This window comes from Nannocystis sp. RBIL2, assembly GCF_026626745.1.
Classification (GTDB): domain Bacteria; phylum Myxococcota_A; class Polyangia; order Nannocystales; family Nannocystaceae; genus Nannocystis.
This window is the reverse complement of the sequence record NZ_JAPNJW010000002.1, coordinates 4,916,924-4,934,967: the sequence shown is the minus strand read 5'-3', so window position 1 is coordinate 4,934,967 and position 18,044 is coordinate 4,916,924. Positions and strand designations below refer to the sequence as shown.

At 70.7% G+C, this 18,044-nt stretch carries 13 protein-coding genes; 10 read left to right on the top strand and 3 right to left on the bottom strand.

Annotated elements, in window-relative coordinates; all coding sequences use genetic code 11:
* Positions 1-5: 5 nt before the first annotated feature.
* From OV090_RS44455 to OV090_RS44420, 8 genes are all read left to right on the top strand, one after another.
* Complete coding sequence (locus tag OV090_RS44455; protein WP_267711023.1) at positions 6-1,169, top strand: acyl-CoA dehydrogenase family protein; 1,164 nt, start codon at positions 6-8, stop codon at positions 1,167-1,169.
* A complete protein-coding gene (locus OV090_RS44450) occupies positions 1,166-2,404 on the top strand; it encodes an acyl-CoA dehydrogenase family protein (RefSeq protein WP_267711022.1) in 1,239 nt (412 codons plus the stop codon). The genes OV090_RS44455 and OV090_RS44450 overlap by 4 nt, the downstream gene beginning before the upstream one ends.
* Positions 2,405-2,417: 13 nt before the next feature.
* Positions 2,418-3,569: an acyl-CoA dehydrogenase family protein gene (locus tag OV090_RS44445; protein ID WP_267711021.1), complete on the top strand. Its 1,152-nt coding sequence runs from the start codon at positions 2,418-2,420 to the stop codon at positions 3,567-3,569.
* Positions 3,566-4,660, top strand: coding sequence for an NAD(P)-dependent alcohol dehydrogenase (locus OV090_RS44440; RefSeq protein ID WP_267711019.1), 1,095 nt, complete (start codon positions 3,566-3,568; stop codon positions 4,658-4,660). Before OV090_RS44445 ends, OV090_RS44440 begins: the two co-directional genes overlap by 4 nt.
* Positions 4,657-5,127: a DUF4334 domain-containing protein gene (locus tag OV090_RS44435; protein ID WP_267711018.1), complete on the top strand. Its 471-nt coding sequence runs from the start codon at positions 4,657-4,659 to the stop codon at positions 5,125-5,127. Before OV090_RS44440 ends, OV090_RS44435 begins: the two co-directional genes overlap by 4 nt.
* Before the next feature lie 13 nt (positions 5,128-5,140).
* Positions 5,141-6,697, top strand: coding sequence for a long-chain-fatty-acid--CoA ligase (locus OV090_RS44430; protein ID WP_267711017.1), 1,557 nt, complete (start codon positions 5,141-5,143; stop codon positions 6,695-6,697).
* Between the two features lie 81 nt (positions 6,698-6,778).
* Positions 6,779-8,233, top strand: a complete 1,455-nt coding sequence (locus OV090_RS44425; RefSeq protein WP_267711016.1) for a coniferyl aldehyde dehydrogenase — start codon at positions 6,779-6,781, stop codon at positions 8,231-8,233.
* 387 nt (positions 8,234-8,620) lie between these two features.
* A complete protein-coding gene (locus tag OV090_RS44420) occupies positions 8,621-9,535 on the top strand; it encodes a zinc metalloprotease (RefSeq protein WP_267711014.1) in 915 nt (304 codons plus the stop codon).
* Positions 9,536-9,550: 15 nt separating this feature from the next.
* Here OV090_RS44420 and OV090_RS44415 read toward each other — a convergent pair whose 3' ends face one another.
* Genes OV090_RS44415 through OV090_RS44405 form a run of 3 tightly spaced genes read right to left on the bottom strand, consistent with a single transcriptional unit; the run spans position 9,551 to position 14,469 of the window.
* Positions 9,551-12,199 carry a hypothetical protein gene (locus OV090_RS44415; protein ID WP_267711013.1) on the bottom strand — a complete coding sequence of 883 codons (2,649 nt, stop codon included), beginning with the start codon at positions 12,197-12,199 and terminating at the stop codon, positions 9,551-9,553.
* Positions 12,200-12,250: 51 nt separating this feature from the next.
* Positions 12,251-13,264 (bottom strand): phosphotransferase family protein, encoded by a 1,014-nt coding sequence (locus OV090_RS44410; RefSeq protein ID WP_267711012.1) that lies wholly within the window; start codon positions 13,262-13,264, stop codon positions 12,251-12,253.
* Entirely contained in the window at positions 13,261-14,469 is a 1,209-nt protein-coding gene (locus OV090_RS44405; protein ID WP_267711011.1) for an acyl-CoA dehydrogenase family protein, read from the bottom strand. The genes OV090_RS44410 and OV090_RS44405 overlap by 4 nt, the downstream gene beginning before the upstream one ends.
* Positions 14,470-14,604: 135 nt before the next feature.
* Here OV090_RS44405 and OV090_RS44400 point away from each other — a divergent pair, with 135 nt between their 5' ends.
* Both OV090_RS44400 and OV090_RS44395 read left to right on the top strand, forming a co-directional pair.
* Positions 14,605-15,816 (top strand): acetyl-CoA C-acetyltransferase, encoded by a 1,212-nt coding sequence (locus OV090_RS44400; protein ID WP_267711010.1) that lies wholly within the window; start codon positions 14,605-14,607, stop codon positions 15,814-15,816.
* A gap of 23 nt (positions 15,817-15,839) precedes the next feature.
* On the top strand, positions 15,840-18,023 hold the full coding sequence (locus tag OV090_RS44395) for a 3-hydroxyacyl-CoA dehydrogenase NAD-binding domain-containing protein (protein WP_267712131.1): 2,184 nt from the start codon (positions 15,840-15,842) through the stop codon (positions 18,021-18,023).
* The last annotated feature ends 21 nt before the right edge of the window (positions 18,024-18,044 follow it).

Here is an 18,044-nt window from a genome sequence, read left to right as displayed (position 1 = left end):
GTGCGATGACCCCAAGAACGATCTTCGAATCCGATCACGAGATCTTCCGCGCAGCGGTCCGCAAGTTCTTCCGCGCGGAGGTGACCCCTCACGTCGACCGCTGGCGGCACCAGGGGGTGGTCGACCGCGAGATCTTCCGCAAGGCCGGCGACCACGGGTACCTGTTGATGTGGGCACCCGAGGCATACGGCGGCCTCGGGGTCGACGATATGCGCTACGAGCAGATCGTGCAGGAGGAGAACTTCCGCCACGGCGATCCGGGCCTGTGCCTCACGCTGCACTCGCGCGTGGTGGCGCCGTACATCGGCCAGCACGGCACCGACGAGCAGAAGCAGCGCTGGCTGCCGGCGGCGGTGCGCGGCGAGAAGATCCTCGCGGTGGCGATGTCGGAGCCGGCCGCCGGCTCCGACCTCGCGGGCATGCAGGCGCGCGCCGAGGAGCATGACGACCACTGGGTCCTCAGCGGCTCGAAGACTTACATCTCGAACGGGCTGCTCGCCGACCTCGTGGTCGTCGCCGCCAGGACCGGCCGCGGGGCGGACCGCGCGATCGGCCTGTTCGTGGTAGAAGAGGGGATGGCGGGCTTCAGGCGCGGTCGCAAGCTCGACAAGCTGGGCCTCGACGCGCAGGACACCGCCGAGATGTTCTTCGACGGCGTCGTCGTGCCGAAGCACAACGTGCTCGGCGACCCGACCCACGGCTTCCGCTACCTGACGCACGCGCTGGCGGTCGAGCGGCTGCAGATCGCGATCGGGGCGATCGCCCACGCCCAGGTCGCGTTCGACGTCACGCTCGAGTTCGTCAAGCAGCGCACCGCCTTCGGCCGGCCGATCGGCACGTTCCAGGACCCGCGCTTCCGCATGGCCCGCATGCGCGCCGAGCTCGACGCGATGCAGAGCCACATCGACCACTGCGTGATGCTGGCCAACGCCGGCGCGCTGTCGGCCGAGGTCGCCAGCGGGGCCAAGATGCTGGCCACCGAGCTCGAGGGCCGGGTGATCGACGACTGCCTGCAATTGCACGGCGGCGCCGGCTACATGGAAGAATACCGCATCAGTCGCATGTACCGCGACGCGCGGGTGACCCGCATCTTCGGCGGCACCAGCGAGATCATGGCCGAGATCATCGGCCGGCGATTGGGACTCGACGAACGCAGGCTGACCCGATGACGACATCCGCGCCCAGCGATAGCTCCGAACAAGCGGCCTTCCGCGCCCACTGCAAGGCGTGGCTGGCCGGCAACCTGCCGCCGCGCCCGAGCTTCCGCCTGCCGCTCGGGCCGCTCGAGATCGCCACGATCGAACAGCTCGAGTACCTGTGCGACTGGCAACGGGCCGCGCACGCGGCGGGGCTGATCGGCTGTGACTACCCGCGCGAGTACGGCGGCGGCGGCCTGCGCGATTGTCAGTGGATCGCCAACCACGAGCTCAAGGCCGCGGGCGCGCCGTTCTTCCCCAACATCGTCGGGCTCGGCATGGCGGCGCCGACGATCTTTCATCACGGCACCGAGGCGCAGAAGCGGCGGCTACTCCCGCCATTGTTCTCGGCCGAGGAGGTCTGGTGTCAGGGCTTCAGCGAGCCGGGCGCGGGCTCCGACCTGGCCAACGTGCAGGCGTACGCGGAGCGCGACGGGGAGCGGTGGATCGTCAACGGCCACAAGGTGTGGACCACTCTGGCGCACTTCGCCACGTGGATGATCCTGCTGTGCCGCACCGACCGCGCCCGCAAGTACGAGGGCATGACCTACTTCGTGGCGCCGATCCGCGACGGCGTCGGCCACGGCGTTGCGATCCGCCCGCTGGTCAAGATGACCGGCGAGCTCGGCTTCAACGAGGTGTTTTTCGAGGATTACCCGATCGCCGACGACCTGCGCCTCGACGAGCCGGGGCGCGGCTGGGCGGTGGCGATGACGACGCTGCTGCACGAGCGCGGCGCCGGCCCGCTGGTCACGCCGTCGTCGGGCGGCGGCGTCGGCGACGACGGCGAGTCGACGCTGGGCGCCGCGGGTCTCGTTGATTTAGCGAAGCGCTCGTATCGCCACGGCCGACCGGCGAGCGACGATCCGCGGCTGCGCGACGCGATCGTGCAGCTGCTGATCCGCCAGCGAGCGTTCGCGCAGAACGAGCGGCGCGCGGCGGTGCCGGCCCTTGTCGATCACCCGCTGCGCCTGCCGCTGCAGCACAAGCTGACGCTTTCGGAATTGTTGCAAGACACCGCGCGGCTGGCCTGCGAGATCGAGGGCATGGCGGCGACGCTGCACCAGACCGACCCCAACGCGCCGGCCGGCGGGCGCTGGCCGCACGCCTACATGAACTCGTACGGCTTCACGATCGCCGCCGGGTCCAACGAGGTCCAGCGCAACATCCTCGGCGAGCGCGTCCTGGGCCTCGCCAAGTCGAAGTGAACGGAGCCACCCCATGACTCGACCGCACGACTTCGGCTTCGACGAGACCGCGCAGATTTTAAAGGACACCGCGCGCCGATTGTTGCAAGACCACTGCGCGCCCGAGGCCCTGCACCGGCTCGTCGCCGCCAGCTCCGAGCCGGCGCGCGCGACCGAGGGCGTGTGGGACCCTTCGCTGTGGCGCAAGATGGTCGACCTCGGCTGGACCGCGGTCGCGGTGCCCGAGCACGCCGGCGGCTTCGGCATGGGCCTCGTGGCGATCGCCGGCCTCGCCGAGGAGCTCGGGCGGGCGGCGGTGCCGTCGCCGCTGGTCGCCACCCTGTGCGCCACCTACGTCGCGGCCGCCTGTGACTCCGACGCCGCGCAGCAGTTGCTGCGGCGGATCGCGTCCGGCCTTTCGGTCAGCCTCGCCGGGACCGACCGGCGCGGCTCGTGGGAGCCCGAGGACACCGCCGTCGTCGTCGACGAGACCGGCGCGCTGCACGGGACCGCGTGGTTCGTGCAGGACGCGGGCAAGGTCGGGGCGCTGCTCGTCAAGGCGAAGTCGTCGCGCGGGGTCGGGCTCTACCTCGTCGAGGTCGACGCGCCCGGCGTGACGATGGTGCCCGACGCGATCCTCGACCTCACGCGCGACCAGGCCCACGTCGAGCTGCGCGACGTCAGAGATGCGCAGGTCCTCGCGGAGCCCGGCGACGGCGCGCGGGCCCTCGTCGCCGCCGAGCCGGCGCTGCTGACGATCGTCGCGGCCGACATGGTCGGCGCCGCCGAGTGGCAGCTGCAGACCACGGCCGAGTACGCGCGCACGCGGGTGCAGTTCGAGCGGCCGATCGGGTTCTTCCAGGCGGTCAAGCACCCGCTCGTCGACCTGATGGTGCAGATCGACGCGGCCCGCTCGCTGGTCTACGACGCGGCCTGCGCCTTCGACCACGAGCCCGCGGCCGCGGAGGTGTGCGCGCGCATGGCCAAGGCCGCGGCCAGCGACGCGGCCGCCGAGGGCTCGGGCCGATCGGTGCAGCTGCACGGCGGGATCGGCTTCACCTGGGAGTGCTTCATTCACATCTGGTTCAAGCGGCAGAAGCACAACGAGGTGCTCTTCGGCGACGGGGCGTATCAGCGGGCCAGGCTGGCCGATCGGTTGATCGGGCGCATCGGGGAGACCGCATGAAGATCCGCGCCGCAGTCGCCCGCGCGCGCGAGCCGTTTCGCATCGAAGAGGTCGAGCTCGAGGGCCCGCGCGCCGACGAAGTCCTCGTCGAGGTCGAGGCTTGCGGGATCTGCCACACCGACCTCACTGCCAAGGATCACGACTACGGCACCCCCCTGCCGGCAGTGCTCGGGCACGAGGGCGTCGGCCGGATCGTCGCGCTCGGCGAGGGCGTCACCGGCCTCGTCGTCGGCGCGCGGGTGGTGATGAGCTTCGGCGCGTGCGGTCGCTGTCCGAGCTGTGCGGCCGAGCTGCCGGCGTACTGCCGCCACGCCCGCGATTACAACCTGTTCGCGCGCCGGCTCGACGGCTCTTCGCCGATCTCGCAGGCCGGCCGCGCGCTGACGGGGCACTTCTTCGGCCAGTCGGCGTTCGCCAGCCACGCGATCGCGTCGGCGCACAACCTCGTGCCGCTCGGCGAGGACCTGCCGGGCCCGCTCATGACCTCGCTCGCGTGCGGCGTGCAGACCGGCGCGGGCGCGGTCGTCAACGTGCTGCGGCCCGAGCCGGACGACGCGATCGGCGTCTTCGGCTGCGGCACCGTCGGCCTCGCCGCGATCATGGCGGCGAAGATCGCCGGCTGCGCGCGGATCGTCGCGGTCGACGTCCGCGCCGAGCGACTCGAGACGGCGCGCGCGCTCGGGGCCACCGAGGTCGTCGACAACGCGCAGGCCGACCTCGGCGCCGCGCTGAAGCGCCTCGGCGGCCTGACGCTCGCGTTCGACAACACCGGCCGGCCGGAGGTCATCGAGGCCGCCTACAACGCCCTGCACCCGCGCGGGCGGATCGCGCTCGCCGGCCTCAGCGCGCGCGGGGCCAGCCTGACGCTCGACCTCAACCGCTTGATGGCGAGCGGCCGCAGCCTGCGCGGCACCATCGAGGGCGACGCCGACCCGCGCACCTTCATCCCGCGGCTCGTCGACTGGTACCGGCGCGGCGAGCTGCCGCTCGAGCAGATCGTCACCACCTATCCCTTCGAACAGATCAACGAGGCCGCGGCCGACATGCTGGCCGGGCGGGTCATCAAGCCGGTCCTGAGGATGATGCCATGACGAGCGACACTGCCACGATTGCCACGCGCGCTCTGTACGACCTGATCGCCGGCGGCGGCGAGACGAACGCCGACGCCCTGCACGCGCTGTACGACGCCCTGCCGCCGATCGACACCGCGTTCATGCGCGGCGAGTGGGAGGGCGGGGTGTTCCGCACCGGTCACCCGGGCGAGCTGCAGCTGACTGCGATCGGGTGGGTCGGCAAGTCGTTCCACGACGACAATGACGTCGACCCGATCGTCAGCCGCGACGAGCACGGCCGCCGGGTCGCGAACCCGATCCTCGGCAAGGCCTCGCTGCGGCTGGTGCACTACCGCGGGGTCGCCACCGCGACGATGATCTACGACAAGCACCCGATCTTCGACCACTTCCGCAAGATCGACGACGACGCGGTGCTCGGCGTCATGGACCGCAAGGGCGACGCGGCGCCGCTGTTCTTTTACCTGCGCCGGCTGCCATCACCGTAGAGGAGGCCTCGACATGACCACGATCTCGTCCGTGATCCGTACCCACGCCGCCGATCGCCCCGACGGGGTCGCGCTGGTGTGCGGCGACCAGAGCCTCACCTGGGCCGAGCTGCAATCGCGCTCGAACCAGGTCGCCGACGCGCTGCAAAAGGCCGGGATCGGCTTCGGCGACCGCGTTGCGTTCCTCGACAAGAACTGCAACGAGTACTTCGAGCTGCTGTTCGCCGCCGCCAAGCTCGGCGCGGTGCTGGTCGCGGTCAACTTCCGCCTGACCGCGCGCGAGGTGGGGTTCATCGTCAACGACGCCGAGGCGCGGGTGTTCGTGGTCGGCGCCGAATTCATGCCCTTGGTGGCAGAGCTGGCTGGGGCGCTGGAGACGGTGCAGACCCTGGTGGTGATCGGCGGCGACGCATCACAACAGTCGTACGCGGCCTGGCGCGACGCCGGCGCCGACGTCGATCCGGGCGTGGCGACCACCGGCAGCGACGTCGCGTTCCAGTTCTACTCCTCGGGCACCACGGGCAACCCGAAGGGCGTGCTGCTCAGCCACGACAACGTGTTCGGCCTCTTGCCGACGTCGGCCAAGATGTGGGGCGTGAGCGGCGATTCGGTCAACCTGGTCGCCCTGCCGCTGTTCCACGTCGGCGGCGGCGGCTGGGCGATGGTCGGCATGTTCCACGGCTGCAAGTCGGTGGTGGTCCGCGACGTCGACCCGACCGGACTGATCAAGCTGATCGGCCAGCACGGGGTGACCCATGCCTTCCTCGTGCCGGTGCTGCTGCACTTCATGCAGCAGGTGCCTGCTGCGGCCACCGGCGACTTCTCGAGCCTCGAGCTCGTCGTCTACGGCGCGTCGCCGATCAGCGAGCCGGTGCTGGCCGGCGCGGTGCGCTTGATGGGCTGCAAGTTCGCGCAGGCCTACGGGCTCACCGAGACCACGGGGGCGATCGTCACGCTGCCGCCGGAGGACCACGATCCGCAGGGGCCGCATCGCCACCGCTTGCGCGCGGCCGGCAAGCCGCATGAGGGGGTCGAGCTGAAGATCGTCGGGCCCGACACGGGGACCGAATCGCCGATCGGCGTGCCCGGGGAGATCTGGACGCGCTCGCGCCAGAACATGCTGGGCTATTGGCGCAACGCCGAGGGCACGGCTTCGTCGGTCACGGTCGACGGCTGGCTCAAGACCGGCGACATCGGCTACTTCGACGACGACGGCTATCTGTACATCCACGACCGCGTGAAGGACATGATCATCTCCGGCGGCGAGAACATCTACCCCGCCGAGGTCGAGAACGTCCTGATGAAGCACCCCAGCGTCGCCGACGTCGCGGTGATCGGCATCCCCTCCGACGTGTGGGGCGAGTCGCCGTTCGCGGTGGTGGTCGCGCGGCCCGGCGCGACGGTCGACCCGCAGGAGCTGCAGGCGTTCGCTCGCCAGCACCTGGCCAAGTTCAAGGTCCCCGTCGGCGTGTCGGTGGTCGCCGCGCTGCCGCGCACGCCGACCGGCAAGCTGCTCAAGCGCGAGCTGCGGGCGCCGTTCTGGCACGGTCGCGAGCGGGCGGTCAGCTGAGTGCGGTGCGAGCCGGCGGCGAACAGGTGTTGAAGTCGTCGCGGCGGCGCGCGACCATGAAGCAGCAGCGAGGAGAGCACCATGGAGAACCAGCAGGCAGCGAGCGATGAATCGACCCTGGCGCACATGCGCGACGTCCTGCGACGCCAGCGCGAGGCGTTCACCGCCGAGCTCCCGGTGGGCGCGGCGATCCGCAAGGACCGGCTGCGGCGGGCGCTCGAGCTCGTGATGAACAACCAGGACCGATTGACGCAGGCGCTGTCGGCCGACTTCGGCCACCGCTCGGCCACGCAGTCGACGATCACCGACATCATGTCGTCGGTGAAGGCGCTGAAGCACGCGCTGGCCCACGTCGACCGCTGGATGCGGCCCGAGAAGCGCAAGCTCGACTTCCCGCTGGCCCTGCTGGGCGCGCGCGCCCACGTCGAACACCAGCCGAAGGGCGTCGTCGGCGTGATCTCGCCGTGGAACTTCCCCGTCTACCTGACCTTCGATCCGCTCGCGCAGATCTTCGCCGCCGGCAACCGGGCGATGGTCAAGCCGTCCGAGCACACGCCGCGCACCGCGGAGCTGATGCGCGAGCTGGCGGCGCGGTTCTTCCCCGAGCACGAGCTCGCGTTCATCCTCGGCGGCGCGGACATCGGCAAGGCGTTCGCCGGCCTGCCGTTCGACCACCTGATCTTCACCGGCGGCACCGGCATCGCCCGCCACATCCTCCACGCCGCCGCCGACAACCTGGTGCCGACGACGCTCGAGCTCGGCGGCAAGTCGCCGGTGATCGTCGGCGAGAGCGCCGACGTCGCCCGCGCGACCGAGCGCGTGGTCGCCGGCAAGCTGCTCAACGCCGGCCAGGTGTGCCTCGCGCCCGATTACATGCTGGTGCCGCGGGCCAAGGAGGCGGCGATCGTCGCCGCGCTGCAGGCCGCTGTCGCTCGCCTGTACCCGACGATGCTCGCCAACGACGACTACACGTCGATCGTCGACGGCCGCCACCGCGAGCGCCTGCAAGGCCTGCTCGAGGACGCGAAGGCCAAGGGCGCGGAGGTGATCGCGATCAACCCGGGCAACGAGGACTTCGCGGGCGCGAGCAGCAACAAGATGCCGCTGCACCTGGTCCGCAACACGACGCCGGAGATGCGGATCACCCGCGAGGAGATCTTCGGGCCCATCCTGCCGCTCGTGCCGTACGACCGCACGGAAGAGGCGATCGCGTACGTCAACGCCGGCGAGCGCCCGCTGGCCCTGTACTACTTCGGCGACGACTCGGCCGAGGAGCGCCGCGTGGTCGAGCGCACGGTGTCCGGCGGGGTGACGCTCAACGACGTGGTCTTCCACGGGGTGCCGGAAGACCTGCCGTTCGGCGGCATCGGCCCGTCCGGCATGGGCAGCTACCACGGCTTCGACGGTTTTAAAACGTTCAGCCACACGAAGGCGATCTACAAGCAGCCGAAGCTCGACATCGCAGGACTCGCGGGGCTGAAGCCGCCCTACAATGAAAAGACCCGCAAGACGCTGAAGCGCGAGATCGGCGGATAGCTCGTGGAGGTCGTGCGCGGGCCCGACTCCGAGGCCCGCGCGTCGGCGAAGCGCACGGGTGCGCGCCCGCTGGTATGAATGCGGCGCCTGCTGCGCTGCGGAACGTGGTGGCTGCATTGGGGCCGCGGGCCCCGGTGCTGTGAGTGGCGGCTGTCGTGTACGCTTGCGACTACATCGTGGGATGCAGACGGCCTGCGATCATTGAGATCACAGACAAGGTCCCGGCGCTGCGGTGGTTCGTGAGTCCATCGACGCGTGCACTGCGGCACGAGGCCGTACCGCGCGCCGGGATGTGCCGCGACCGACGTTGCCCGTGACCCTCGGCTGGCTGCCTCGCACGATCTCGCCATACCTGGACGGAGCCCTCGAAACGGGCGGGAGACGGGTATGAAGATAAACGGACTGTGGTGGCTTGGCGTCTGCGCGGTCGCGCTGGCGTGCGAGGTGGTCGAGGAGGTCGAATCGGAAGAAGTGCCGGACGTCACCGACGATCCGCGGGGCTTCTGTGAGGCAGAGGCCTGCGAGCTCGAGGTCCTGGCCAGCGAGCCGGCGCATGACGGCAGCTGCGGCAATCACCCGACTGCCGCCGAGGTCGTCGCGCTGGAGGCGGAGTTCCGCGAGCGCATGGCAGTCGCGCCGCCTCCTGCCGAGGTCCGGGCGGCGATCCCGGTGTATGTCCATGTGATCAGCGACGACAGCGGGGTGGGCGACGTATCGGAGGCGCGGATCGATCAGCAGATCGCGGTGCTCAATTCGGCCTTCGCGAGCACAGGTTTCAGCTTTGCGCGCGCCGGCGTGACTCGCACCCGCAAGACCGCCTGGTTCAACATGGCCCAGGACAGCGCCGCGGAGTCGGAGGCGAAGAGCACCCTCCGGGTCGGCGGCGCCGCGACTCTCAACATCTATGTCGTCAACGCCCTGAACCTGCTGGGGTGGGCCACTTTTCCGTGGTGGTACGGCCTCGATCCGGACGACGACGGCATCGTCGTCGACCACGCCACCTTGCCCGGCGGCGCCGCTGCGGGCTTCAACAGCGGCGTCACTGCGGTCCACGAGGTCGGCCACTGGCTGGGCCTCTATCACACCTTTCAGAACGGCTGCTCGACGTTCGGCGACTTCGTCAGCGACACGCCGGCCGAGTCGACCCCCGCCTCCGGCTGCCCCGCGACCCGTGACAGCTGCAAGGCCTCCGGCGTCGACCCGATCCACAACTACATGGATTACACCAATGATAGTTGCAGGGACCGATTCACCCCCGGACAGCGGAGTCGCATGTCCGGGCAGTTCGCGTTCTTCCGCTGAGCCGTGCTGTTGCCGTCATCCTGCCTGAAACAGGGCCCGGCCGCTGCCGGCGACGTAGATCGCGCCGTCGCCGAAGCTGAGGCCGATCCGGTCGAGCAGCTGCATGAGGAAATCGTCGAGGTCGACCTCGGCCTGGACGCCGAGAGGTCCACCGAGGCACCAGCCGGCCCGCTGCCACAACAGCCGCCGCGCCGCCTGCACCGGTGGCGCCTCCCCGCCGGTGAACACCGCCGACGGCACGGCGACCGTGAACACGTGCAGCGGCCGGCCGTCGACCGGCGGCGTCGCGTCGTCGCCGACTGCGACGATTCGGGCGCCCTCGTACTGATCGGGCGCAGTCGACGGCGTGAACCACGAGATCGCGCGCGCGCCGGGGTAGCGCGACGCCAGCGAGGGCAGCTCGCGCAGGTCGAGGGTGAGGACGTGGTCCATCGGATCGCCGTCGGCCGCGAGCGGGGCCTCGATGCCGAGGCCGCGGCCGCCGACGACCGACCAGCTCGACGCAGTCCGCGGGGACGGTACGCCGGCCCGGTCGTCGGTCTCGAGCACGTACAATGATTCGCTGGGCCCGCCGTGCTCGCGGACGACCGCGGCGAAGTCCTCGAGCCAGGTGCGCGGCGCGAGGCGGCGAGCATTTTTAAATTGCTCGAACTGCTGCGGAGTGAACGCGCGCTGCAGGCGTTGCAGCGTCGCAGTGTCGAGCTCGATGCCCGCGGTGGCCTCGGCGACCTGCTCGGGGCCGACGGCGCGGAGGCCGGCCGCGAAGCCCTCGTCGTGGACTACCGTCGCGCTCCGCTGGAACATCGCCCGCGTGAACGCGACGCGCCCCGCTCGCGGCATGAGAGCGGCGAAGGCGAAGGCCCGCTGCGGCTTCGCGGCGACCTCGATCGCGCGCTGCAGGACGCGCTGGCGCTCGTCGTCGCCGAGGCGCCGGAGGAACTTGTCAGTGCGCTCGGGATGACCCCAGGCGAGCCCGAGCTGCAGCACCACCGGGCCGAGGCGATCGACCGCGGCGCGCTCGTCGGCGTCGAGCGGGCCGCTGCCGGCGGCGAGGATGCCGTGGATCGCGTGGCCGAGCTCTCCGGTCGCGGTGTCGAAGGACTGACCGTCGAGGGCGGCGACGCTGGCGGCGCGCTGCTGCATCTTCGCCGCGTGCTGGGCGTGGGCGGCCGCCAGCCACGCCTCCGCCTGCGCGAGCGCGATCGCGTCGGCGACGGTACCCCACGGCGTGTCGACGCTGCGGAGGCCGTCGCTGATGGCCACTTGCTGGCCGCTGTCGACTGCGAAGATCTCGCGGCCGCTCGCGGGGTCGGTGCCGATCACGATGACGCGGCCGCGGGCCCGCTGGACCTGCCACATCGGCGGCGTCTGCAGCAGCGCCTCGACGAGGGCCGGCAGGACGCGGGGGCCGAGGGTGATCAGGGACGTCGCGCCCTCGCTGGCGATGGCCCGCTGCAGCAGCGTCGGGTCGAGGTGCGAGCGGAGGATGGCGACGAGGCCGTGCTTGCCGCTGCCCTGGCGATCGGCGGCGATGGCCAGCGCGACTTCCCGCGGCAACGCGGAGAAGATCGCGTCGTAGGCCGCGCGCAGCGGCCTCTGCACGTCGGGTTCGCTCGCCGCGTAGACCTGCGGCTGGCCGATGTCCCGCAGCTCGCGGACCTGCGCCTCGGTCGGGGCGACGCCGCGATCGAGGCCGCGCTGCAAGGTCCACACGAGCAGCACCTCGCGCAGCAGCCGCTGTGCACCTGTCTCCGAGGCCAGGCCACGCGCCGCGTCGGCGACCGCGGCGAGGTCGTCGCGGCGGGCGTCGAGGACTGCGAACAGGGCCTCGGGGTCGTCGCCGGGGTTGCGGTTCTCGGCCAGCAGGATCGCCATGAACGCGTCGAGCGGCAGACCGGCGAGCACGGCCGCGGGCACGTCGCGCACGCGGCTCCACTTGCCGCCGAGCATCGCGGTCGCCAGCGCGGCGTCCCACGCGGCGGCGTCGCCGAAGTGCAGGGCCACTGCGCGCGCGTCGTCGCGGCTGTTGAGATTCCAGGACGTCAGCGCGCCGTTTTTGACGAAGAAGAACTGCGGGCGAAACGGCGGCGTGCCGGCCTCGGCGGCGGCGATCGTCTGCAGCACGTCGGCGGCGATCTCCGCCGGCACTGCGTGGCCCGAGACGCCGAGCAGGAAGTGGGCGCCGAGGCGCAGGTTGGCCTGCTTCCACTTGGCCGCGGCGGCGACGAAGCCGGACGGATCGCGGAGCAACGCCTGGGCCGCCAGCTCCTGCATCGTGATGTCCCAGTCGGGCAGCAGGCTCGAGGACACCGACTTGCTGTTCCAGAACGACTTCGACGTCTTGGACAGCTTGCCGACCCACGCGACGAGGTTCGGCACGGCGACGTCGGGGTCGTGACGCATCTGTCGCAGCGCCACGCTGACTGTGCCGGCCTGCGGCGCGACTGCGCCGTGGGCGATCAGGTGGACCAGCAGCGAATATTGCCGCGCGTCGCCGACCGCTTTGGCGAGCTTCTTCTCGACTGCGAACTCGTCGAACGTCTTGTCGAGGGTGCCCGCCAGCGCGGTCAGGGCGGCCTCGTCGAGGTCGTCGAACGGCGGGAGAGGGGACTTCGCGGCCGCCTTCTTGGCGGGGGCTTTCTTGCGCGGCTGGGGGGCGCTCACGCGGGGAGACAACTGCGAGGGCGGGGCGGATGTCAATGCCTGAATGAAGGCTCAGGTCGACAGGCGTTCGATGCCGGCGCGGAGCAGCGGCAGCACTGCGTCGCCGGTCGTCGCGAAGCCGTCACCGACGGTCAGGCCGGCGCAGTAGCGTTGATAGATACCCTCGGCGATCACTGCCAATTTGAAGAAGCCGAGGGCGACGTAGAAATCGAGGTCGGCGAGGGCCCGGCCGGACTGTCGTGAATAGCGCGCGACCAGCTCTTCGGCCCCCGGGAAAAAATTCTCGGAGCTGCGAATGTGCCGTACGCCCAGGACCGGCTCGGTGAGCGGGTCCCAGTAGACCAGCGCGAGGCCGAGGTCGGCCAGCGGATCGCCGAGGGTGCACATCTCCCAGTCGACGATCGCCGCCACCTCGATGCGGTCGGGCGCGAGGATCACGTTGTCGAGGCGATAGTCGCCGTGGACGATGCTGCGATCGGAGCGCGTGGGCAGGCCCAGGCGCAGGCGACCGGCCAGCTCGACCGGCTCGGGGACGTCGCGGGTGTGGACGCGCTCCCACTGATCCATCCAGCGGCGGATCTGCCGCTCGAGGTAACCCTGGGCGCGGCCGAAGTTGTCGAGGCCGACGCTGCCCGGATCGACCGCATGCAATTGGCACAGGCGATCGATCAGCTCGAAGCCACACTGGCGCTGCTCGTCGGGGCCGAGGCGCGCCGCGTCCTCGGCGCTCTGAATCACGCGACCGGGCACGAACGCAGTGACCGCGAACGGCACGCCGAGCACGGTCGTGTCCTCGCACAGCAGCACGGCCGGGGCGACCGGCACGCGCGTCGGCCCGAGCGCGGCCACGACTCGGTACTCGCGGGCCATGTCGTGCGCGCTGGGCGTCAGAGTGCCGAGCGGCGGTCGGCGCAGCACCCAGTCGTGGACGCCGTCGCGCAGGCGATAGGTGAGGTTCGACTTGCCGCCCGCGAGCAATTGCGCGTCGAGCCGGCCGCCGTAATCGGGCACGCGCTCGCCGAAGAAGCGGTGCAGCGCCGCGAGGTCGAGCCCGGGCGGGTTCATGCACGGCCCCGATTCTTCTTGAACGCGGACACGGCTCGCTTGGCGATCGACCAGCGGTGCGTCTCGCTCGGGCCGTCGTAGATCCGGAACGGCCGCACCTCTCGCCAGTAGCGCGACAGCAGCAGATCGCCCGAGGTGCCGACTGCGCCGGTCATCTGCATCGCCCTATCGACGATCCGCCCGACCGCCTCCGACACGAAGGTCTTGGCGATCGACGAGGCGGTGCCGGCGTCGCCGTCGGTGTCGAGCACCCACGCAGTCTGAAGAATCAATGCGCGGCTGGCGGCGAGATCGATCTCGTTGTCGGCGATCTGCTGCTGCACCATGCCGAGCTCGGCGAGGCGGCTGCCGAACGCCTCGCGCGTGGTCACGTGGGCGAGCGCGAGGTCGTGGGCGCGGCGGGCGAGGCCCAGCCAGCGCATGCAGTGGGTGAGGCGCGCCGGGGCCAGGCGGACCTGCGCGTATTCGAAGCCGCGGTCGACCTCGCCGAGGATCGCGTCGTCGGCGACGTCGCAATCTTTAAAAATGACCTCGCTGTGGCCGGCGAACAGGGCGTGGTCGAGGGTGTCGAGGTCGCGGACGATCTGCATGCCCGGGTTGTCGCCGTCGACGAGGAACATGGTCGCGCCGCCGCGGTCGCCCGGCGCGCCGGAGGTGCGGGCCATGACGATGGCGAACGCGGCCCCGCGCGCGCCGGTGATGAACCACTTGGTGCCGTCGATGCGCCAGCCGCCCGCGACGCGCGTCGCGTGGGTGGCGAGCGCGCGCGGGTCGGAGCCGGCGCCGGGCGGCGGCTCGGTCATGGCGAAGCAGCTGCGGACCTGGCCGGCCGCGAGCGGCGCCAGGTACTTCGCCTGCTGCGCCGGCGTGGCCACGCGCTCGAGCAGGTGCATGTTGCCCTCGTCGGGCGCCGAGATGTTGAGCGCGAGCGGTCCGAGCAAGGAGTAGCCGGCCTCCTCGAACACGGCGGCCTGGCCGCGCACGTCGAGGCCGCGGCCGCCCCAGCGCTCACCCACGTGCGGCGCGAGCAGCCCCGCTGCGCGCGCCTCGGCTTGCAGGCGCCGGCGGATGTCCTCGGCGTCGGGCGCGTCGTGCAGCGAGCCCTTGCACGCGAGCTCGACGGGGATGACGACGTCGCGGACGAACTCGCGGGTGCGCTGGACCAGCGCGGCGAGCTCCGGCTCGAGGTCGAAGCGGATGGCCATGCGTCACCTGCCGGGGCCCGCGGAGAAACGGCGCCCGAACTTTAGGGTTGCCCCGGGGCCGCCCGTGAGTCAAGTCTGCGGCCGTTGTTTTTTAATTCGTTGTAAAATTTTCATCGCCGGGCTAGCTTGTCGACCATGGTAAGGAGCGCGTTCATCTACGACGCGATGCGGACCCCCCGCGGCAAGCTGAAGGGTGGGGCGCTGCATGGCATCAAGCCGGTCGACCTGGTCGTCGGGCTCATCGACGAGCTGGTGCCGCGCAACCCCGGGCTTCGGCTCGACCGCATCGACGACATCGTCCTCGGGGTGGTGTCGCCGGTCGGCGAGCAGGGCGGGTGCATCGCCCGCACCGCGGCGCTGGTGGCCGGGCTGCCGGAGACGGTGGCCGGCGTGCAGCTCAACCGCTTTTGTGCCTCGGGCCTCGAGGCCGTCAACACCGCGGCGGCCAAGGTCGCGTCGGGGTCGGACGACCTCGTGCTCGCCGGCGGCGTCGAGTCGATGTCGCGCGTGCCGATCGGCGCCGACGGTGGGGCCTACCATCAAGACCCGACCACCGCGTACGACGCCTACTTCGTGCCGCAGGGCGTCGGCGCCGACCTCATCGCCACGCTCGAGGGCTTCAGCCGCGAGGACGTCGACGCGTTCGCCGTCGGCTCGCAGCGCAAAGCCGAGCAGGCGTGGAAGAACGGTTACTTCAAGCGCTCGGTCGTGCCGGTCAAGGACATGAACGGCGTGCTGGTGCTCGACCACGACGAGCACCGGCGGCCCGATTCGACGGTGCAGTCGCTGGGGGCGCTGCCGGCCTCGTTCGCCAAGCTCGGCGACATCGGCGGCTTCGACGCGGTGGCGCTGCAGAAGTACCACCGGGTCGAGAAGATCCACCACGTGCACACGGCGGCCAACTCGTCGGGCATCGTCGACGGCGCGGCGCTGATGCTGCTCGGCAGCGAGGAGGCCGGCAAGCAGCTCGGGCTGAGGCCGCGCGCTCGGATCGTGTCGATGGCGGTGACCGGCAGCGAGCCGACGATCATGCTGACGGGGCCGACGCCGGCGACCAAGAAGGCGCTGGCCCGCGCGGGCCTGAAGATCGGCGACATCGACCTGTTCGAGCTCAACGAGGCGTTCGCGTCGGTGGTGCTCAAGTGGCAGCGCGACCTCGAGATCCCGCCCGAGAAGGTCAACGTCAACGGCGGCGCGATCGCCATGGGCCACCCGCTCGGCGCGACCGGCTGCATGGTCCTGGGCACGCTGCTCGACGAGCTCGAGCGCCGCGACCTGCGCTACGGCCTGGCGACGCTGTGCGTCGGCGCCGGCATGGGCATCGCCACCATCATCGAGCGCGTGTGAGCGCGTACTCCGAGGGCACCGAGATGACCAGCGAGTCGAACACCAAGGCCTCTGCGATCCACTGGAAGCGCGACGACGACGGGGTCGTGATCCTCACGATCGACGACCCGAGCTCGAGCGTCAACACGATGAACGACGCCTACACCGAGTCGATGGCGGCCAGCGTCGAACGACTCGAGGCGGAGCGCGAGTCGATCACCGGGGTGATCGTCACCAGCGCCAAGAAGAGCTTCTTCGCCGGCGGTGACCTCAATCGCCTGCGCCAGTACGACACGTCGCGCGCGGCCGAGCAGACCGCCCACATCGAGCGCGTGAAGGACCACCTTCGCCGGCTCGAGAAGTTCGGTCGCCCGGTGGTCGCGGCGATCAACGGCACCGCGCTCGGCGGCGGCCTCGAGGTCGCCCTGGCCGCGCACCACCGCCTCGTCGCCGACGTGCCGGGCTGCCAGATCGGCCAGCCCGAGGTCACTCTCGGCCTTCTGCCCGGCGGCGGCGGCATCACCCGCATCGTGCGGATGATCGGCCTGCAGAAGGCGCTGACGCAGGTGATCCTGCCGGGCACCAAGTTCAATCCGCGCGAGGCGAAGGAGATCGGGCTGGTCGACGAGCTGGTCGCGTCGGTCGACCTGCTGATCCCGCGGGCCAAGGCGTGGATCGCCGCGAACCCCAACGCGGCCAAGCCGTGGGACAAGAAGGGCTTCGAGATCCCCGGCGGCAGCGCGGCGAGCCCGGCGATCTCGAGCGTCTTGCCGGCGATGGCCGCGAACCTGCGCAAGCAGCTCAAGGGCGCGCCGTTGCCCGCGCCGCGGGCAGCCCTGGCCGCGGCGGTCGAGGGCTCGCTGGTCGACTTCGACACCGCGTCGCTGATCGAGACCCGCTACCTCGTCAGCCTCACGACGGGGCAGGTGGCGAAGAACATGATCGGCGCGTTCTTCTTCGACCTGCAGAAGATCAACGCCGGTGCGAGCCGTCCGACGGGGTTCCCCAAGTTCCAGGCCAAGAAGGTCGGCGTGATCGGTGCCGGCATGATGGGCGCGGCGATCGCCTACGTGGCCGCGAAGGTCGGGATCGAGGTGGTGCTCAAGGACGTGTCGCTGGCGGGCGCGCAGAAGGGCAAGAACTACGCGGTCAAGATCGAGCAGAAGGCGCTCGAGCGCGGCAAGACGACCCAGGAGAAGGCCGAGGCGCTGCTGGCACGGATCCACCCGACCGAGGACCCGAAAGACTTCGCCGGGGTCGACTTCGTGATCGAGGCGGTGTTCGAGAGCGTCGAGCTCAAGCACAAGGTTTTTAGAGAGATCGAGGGCTTCGTGGAGCCCACGGCGGTGCTGGGCTCGAACACGTCGACGCTGCCGATCGCGCTGCTGGCTGAGGGAGTGCAGCGCCCGGCCGACTTCATCGGCATCCACTTCTTCTCGCCGGTCGACAAGATGCAGCTGGTCGAGATCGTCCGCGGCAAGAACACGTCGGACGCGGTGCTGGCCAAGGTGTTCGACTTCGTGCTGCAGATCCGCAAGACCCCGATCGTGGTCAACGACGCGCGCGGGTTCTTCACGTCGCGGGTGATCGGCAAGTTCATCAACGAGGCGGTGGCGGCCGTCGGCGAGGGCATCGAGCCGGCGACGATCGAGCAGGCTGCGCTGCAGGCCGGCTACCCGGCGGGCGCGCTGCAGCTGCTCGACGAGCTGACGATCACGCTGACGCAGAAGATCCGCCAGGAGACGCGCAAGGCCGAGGAGGCCCAGGGCAAGACGTGGGTGCCCCACGGCGCAGAGGCGGTGGTCGACCGCATGATCGAGGAGCTCGGCCGCAAGGGCCGCTCGACCGGCGGCGGCTTCTACGAGTACGACGAAGCGGGCAAGCGCACCGGCATCTGGCCGGGCCTGCGCGCGGCGTTCAAGTCGGGCAGCAAGGAGATCCCGTTCGTCGACATGCAGGAGCGGATGCTGTTCGCCGAGGCGATCGACACCGTGCGCTGCGTCGACGACGGGGTGCTGACGTCGGCCGCCGACGCGAACATCGGCTCGATCTACGGCATCGGCTTCCCGGCGTGGACCGGCGGGGTGCTGCAGTACATCAATCAATACGAGGGCGGCCTGCGCGGCTTCGTGACGCGGGCCCGCGAGCTCGCGGCGGCCTACGGGCCGCACTTCGAGCCGCCGGCGTCGCTGGTGGCGAAGGCCGAGCGCGGCGAGCGGTACGAGTGAGCCCGTGCGCGGTTCGAGGTC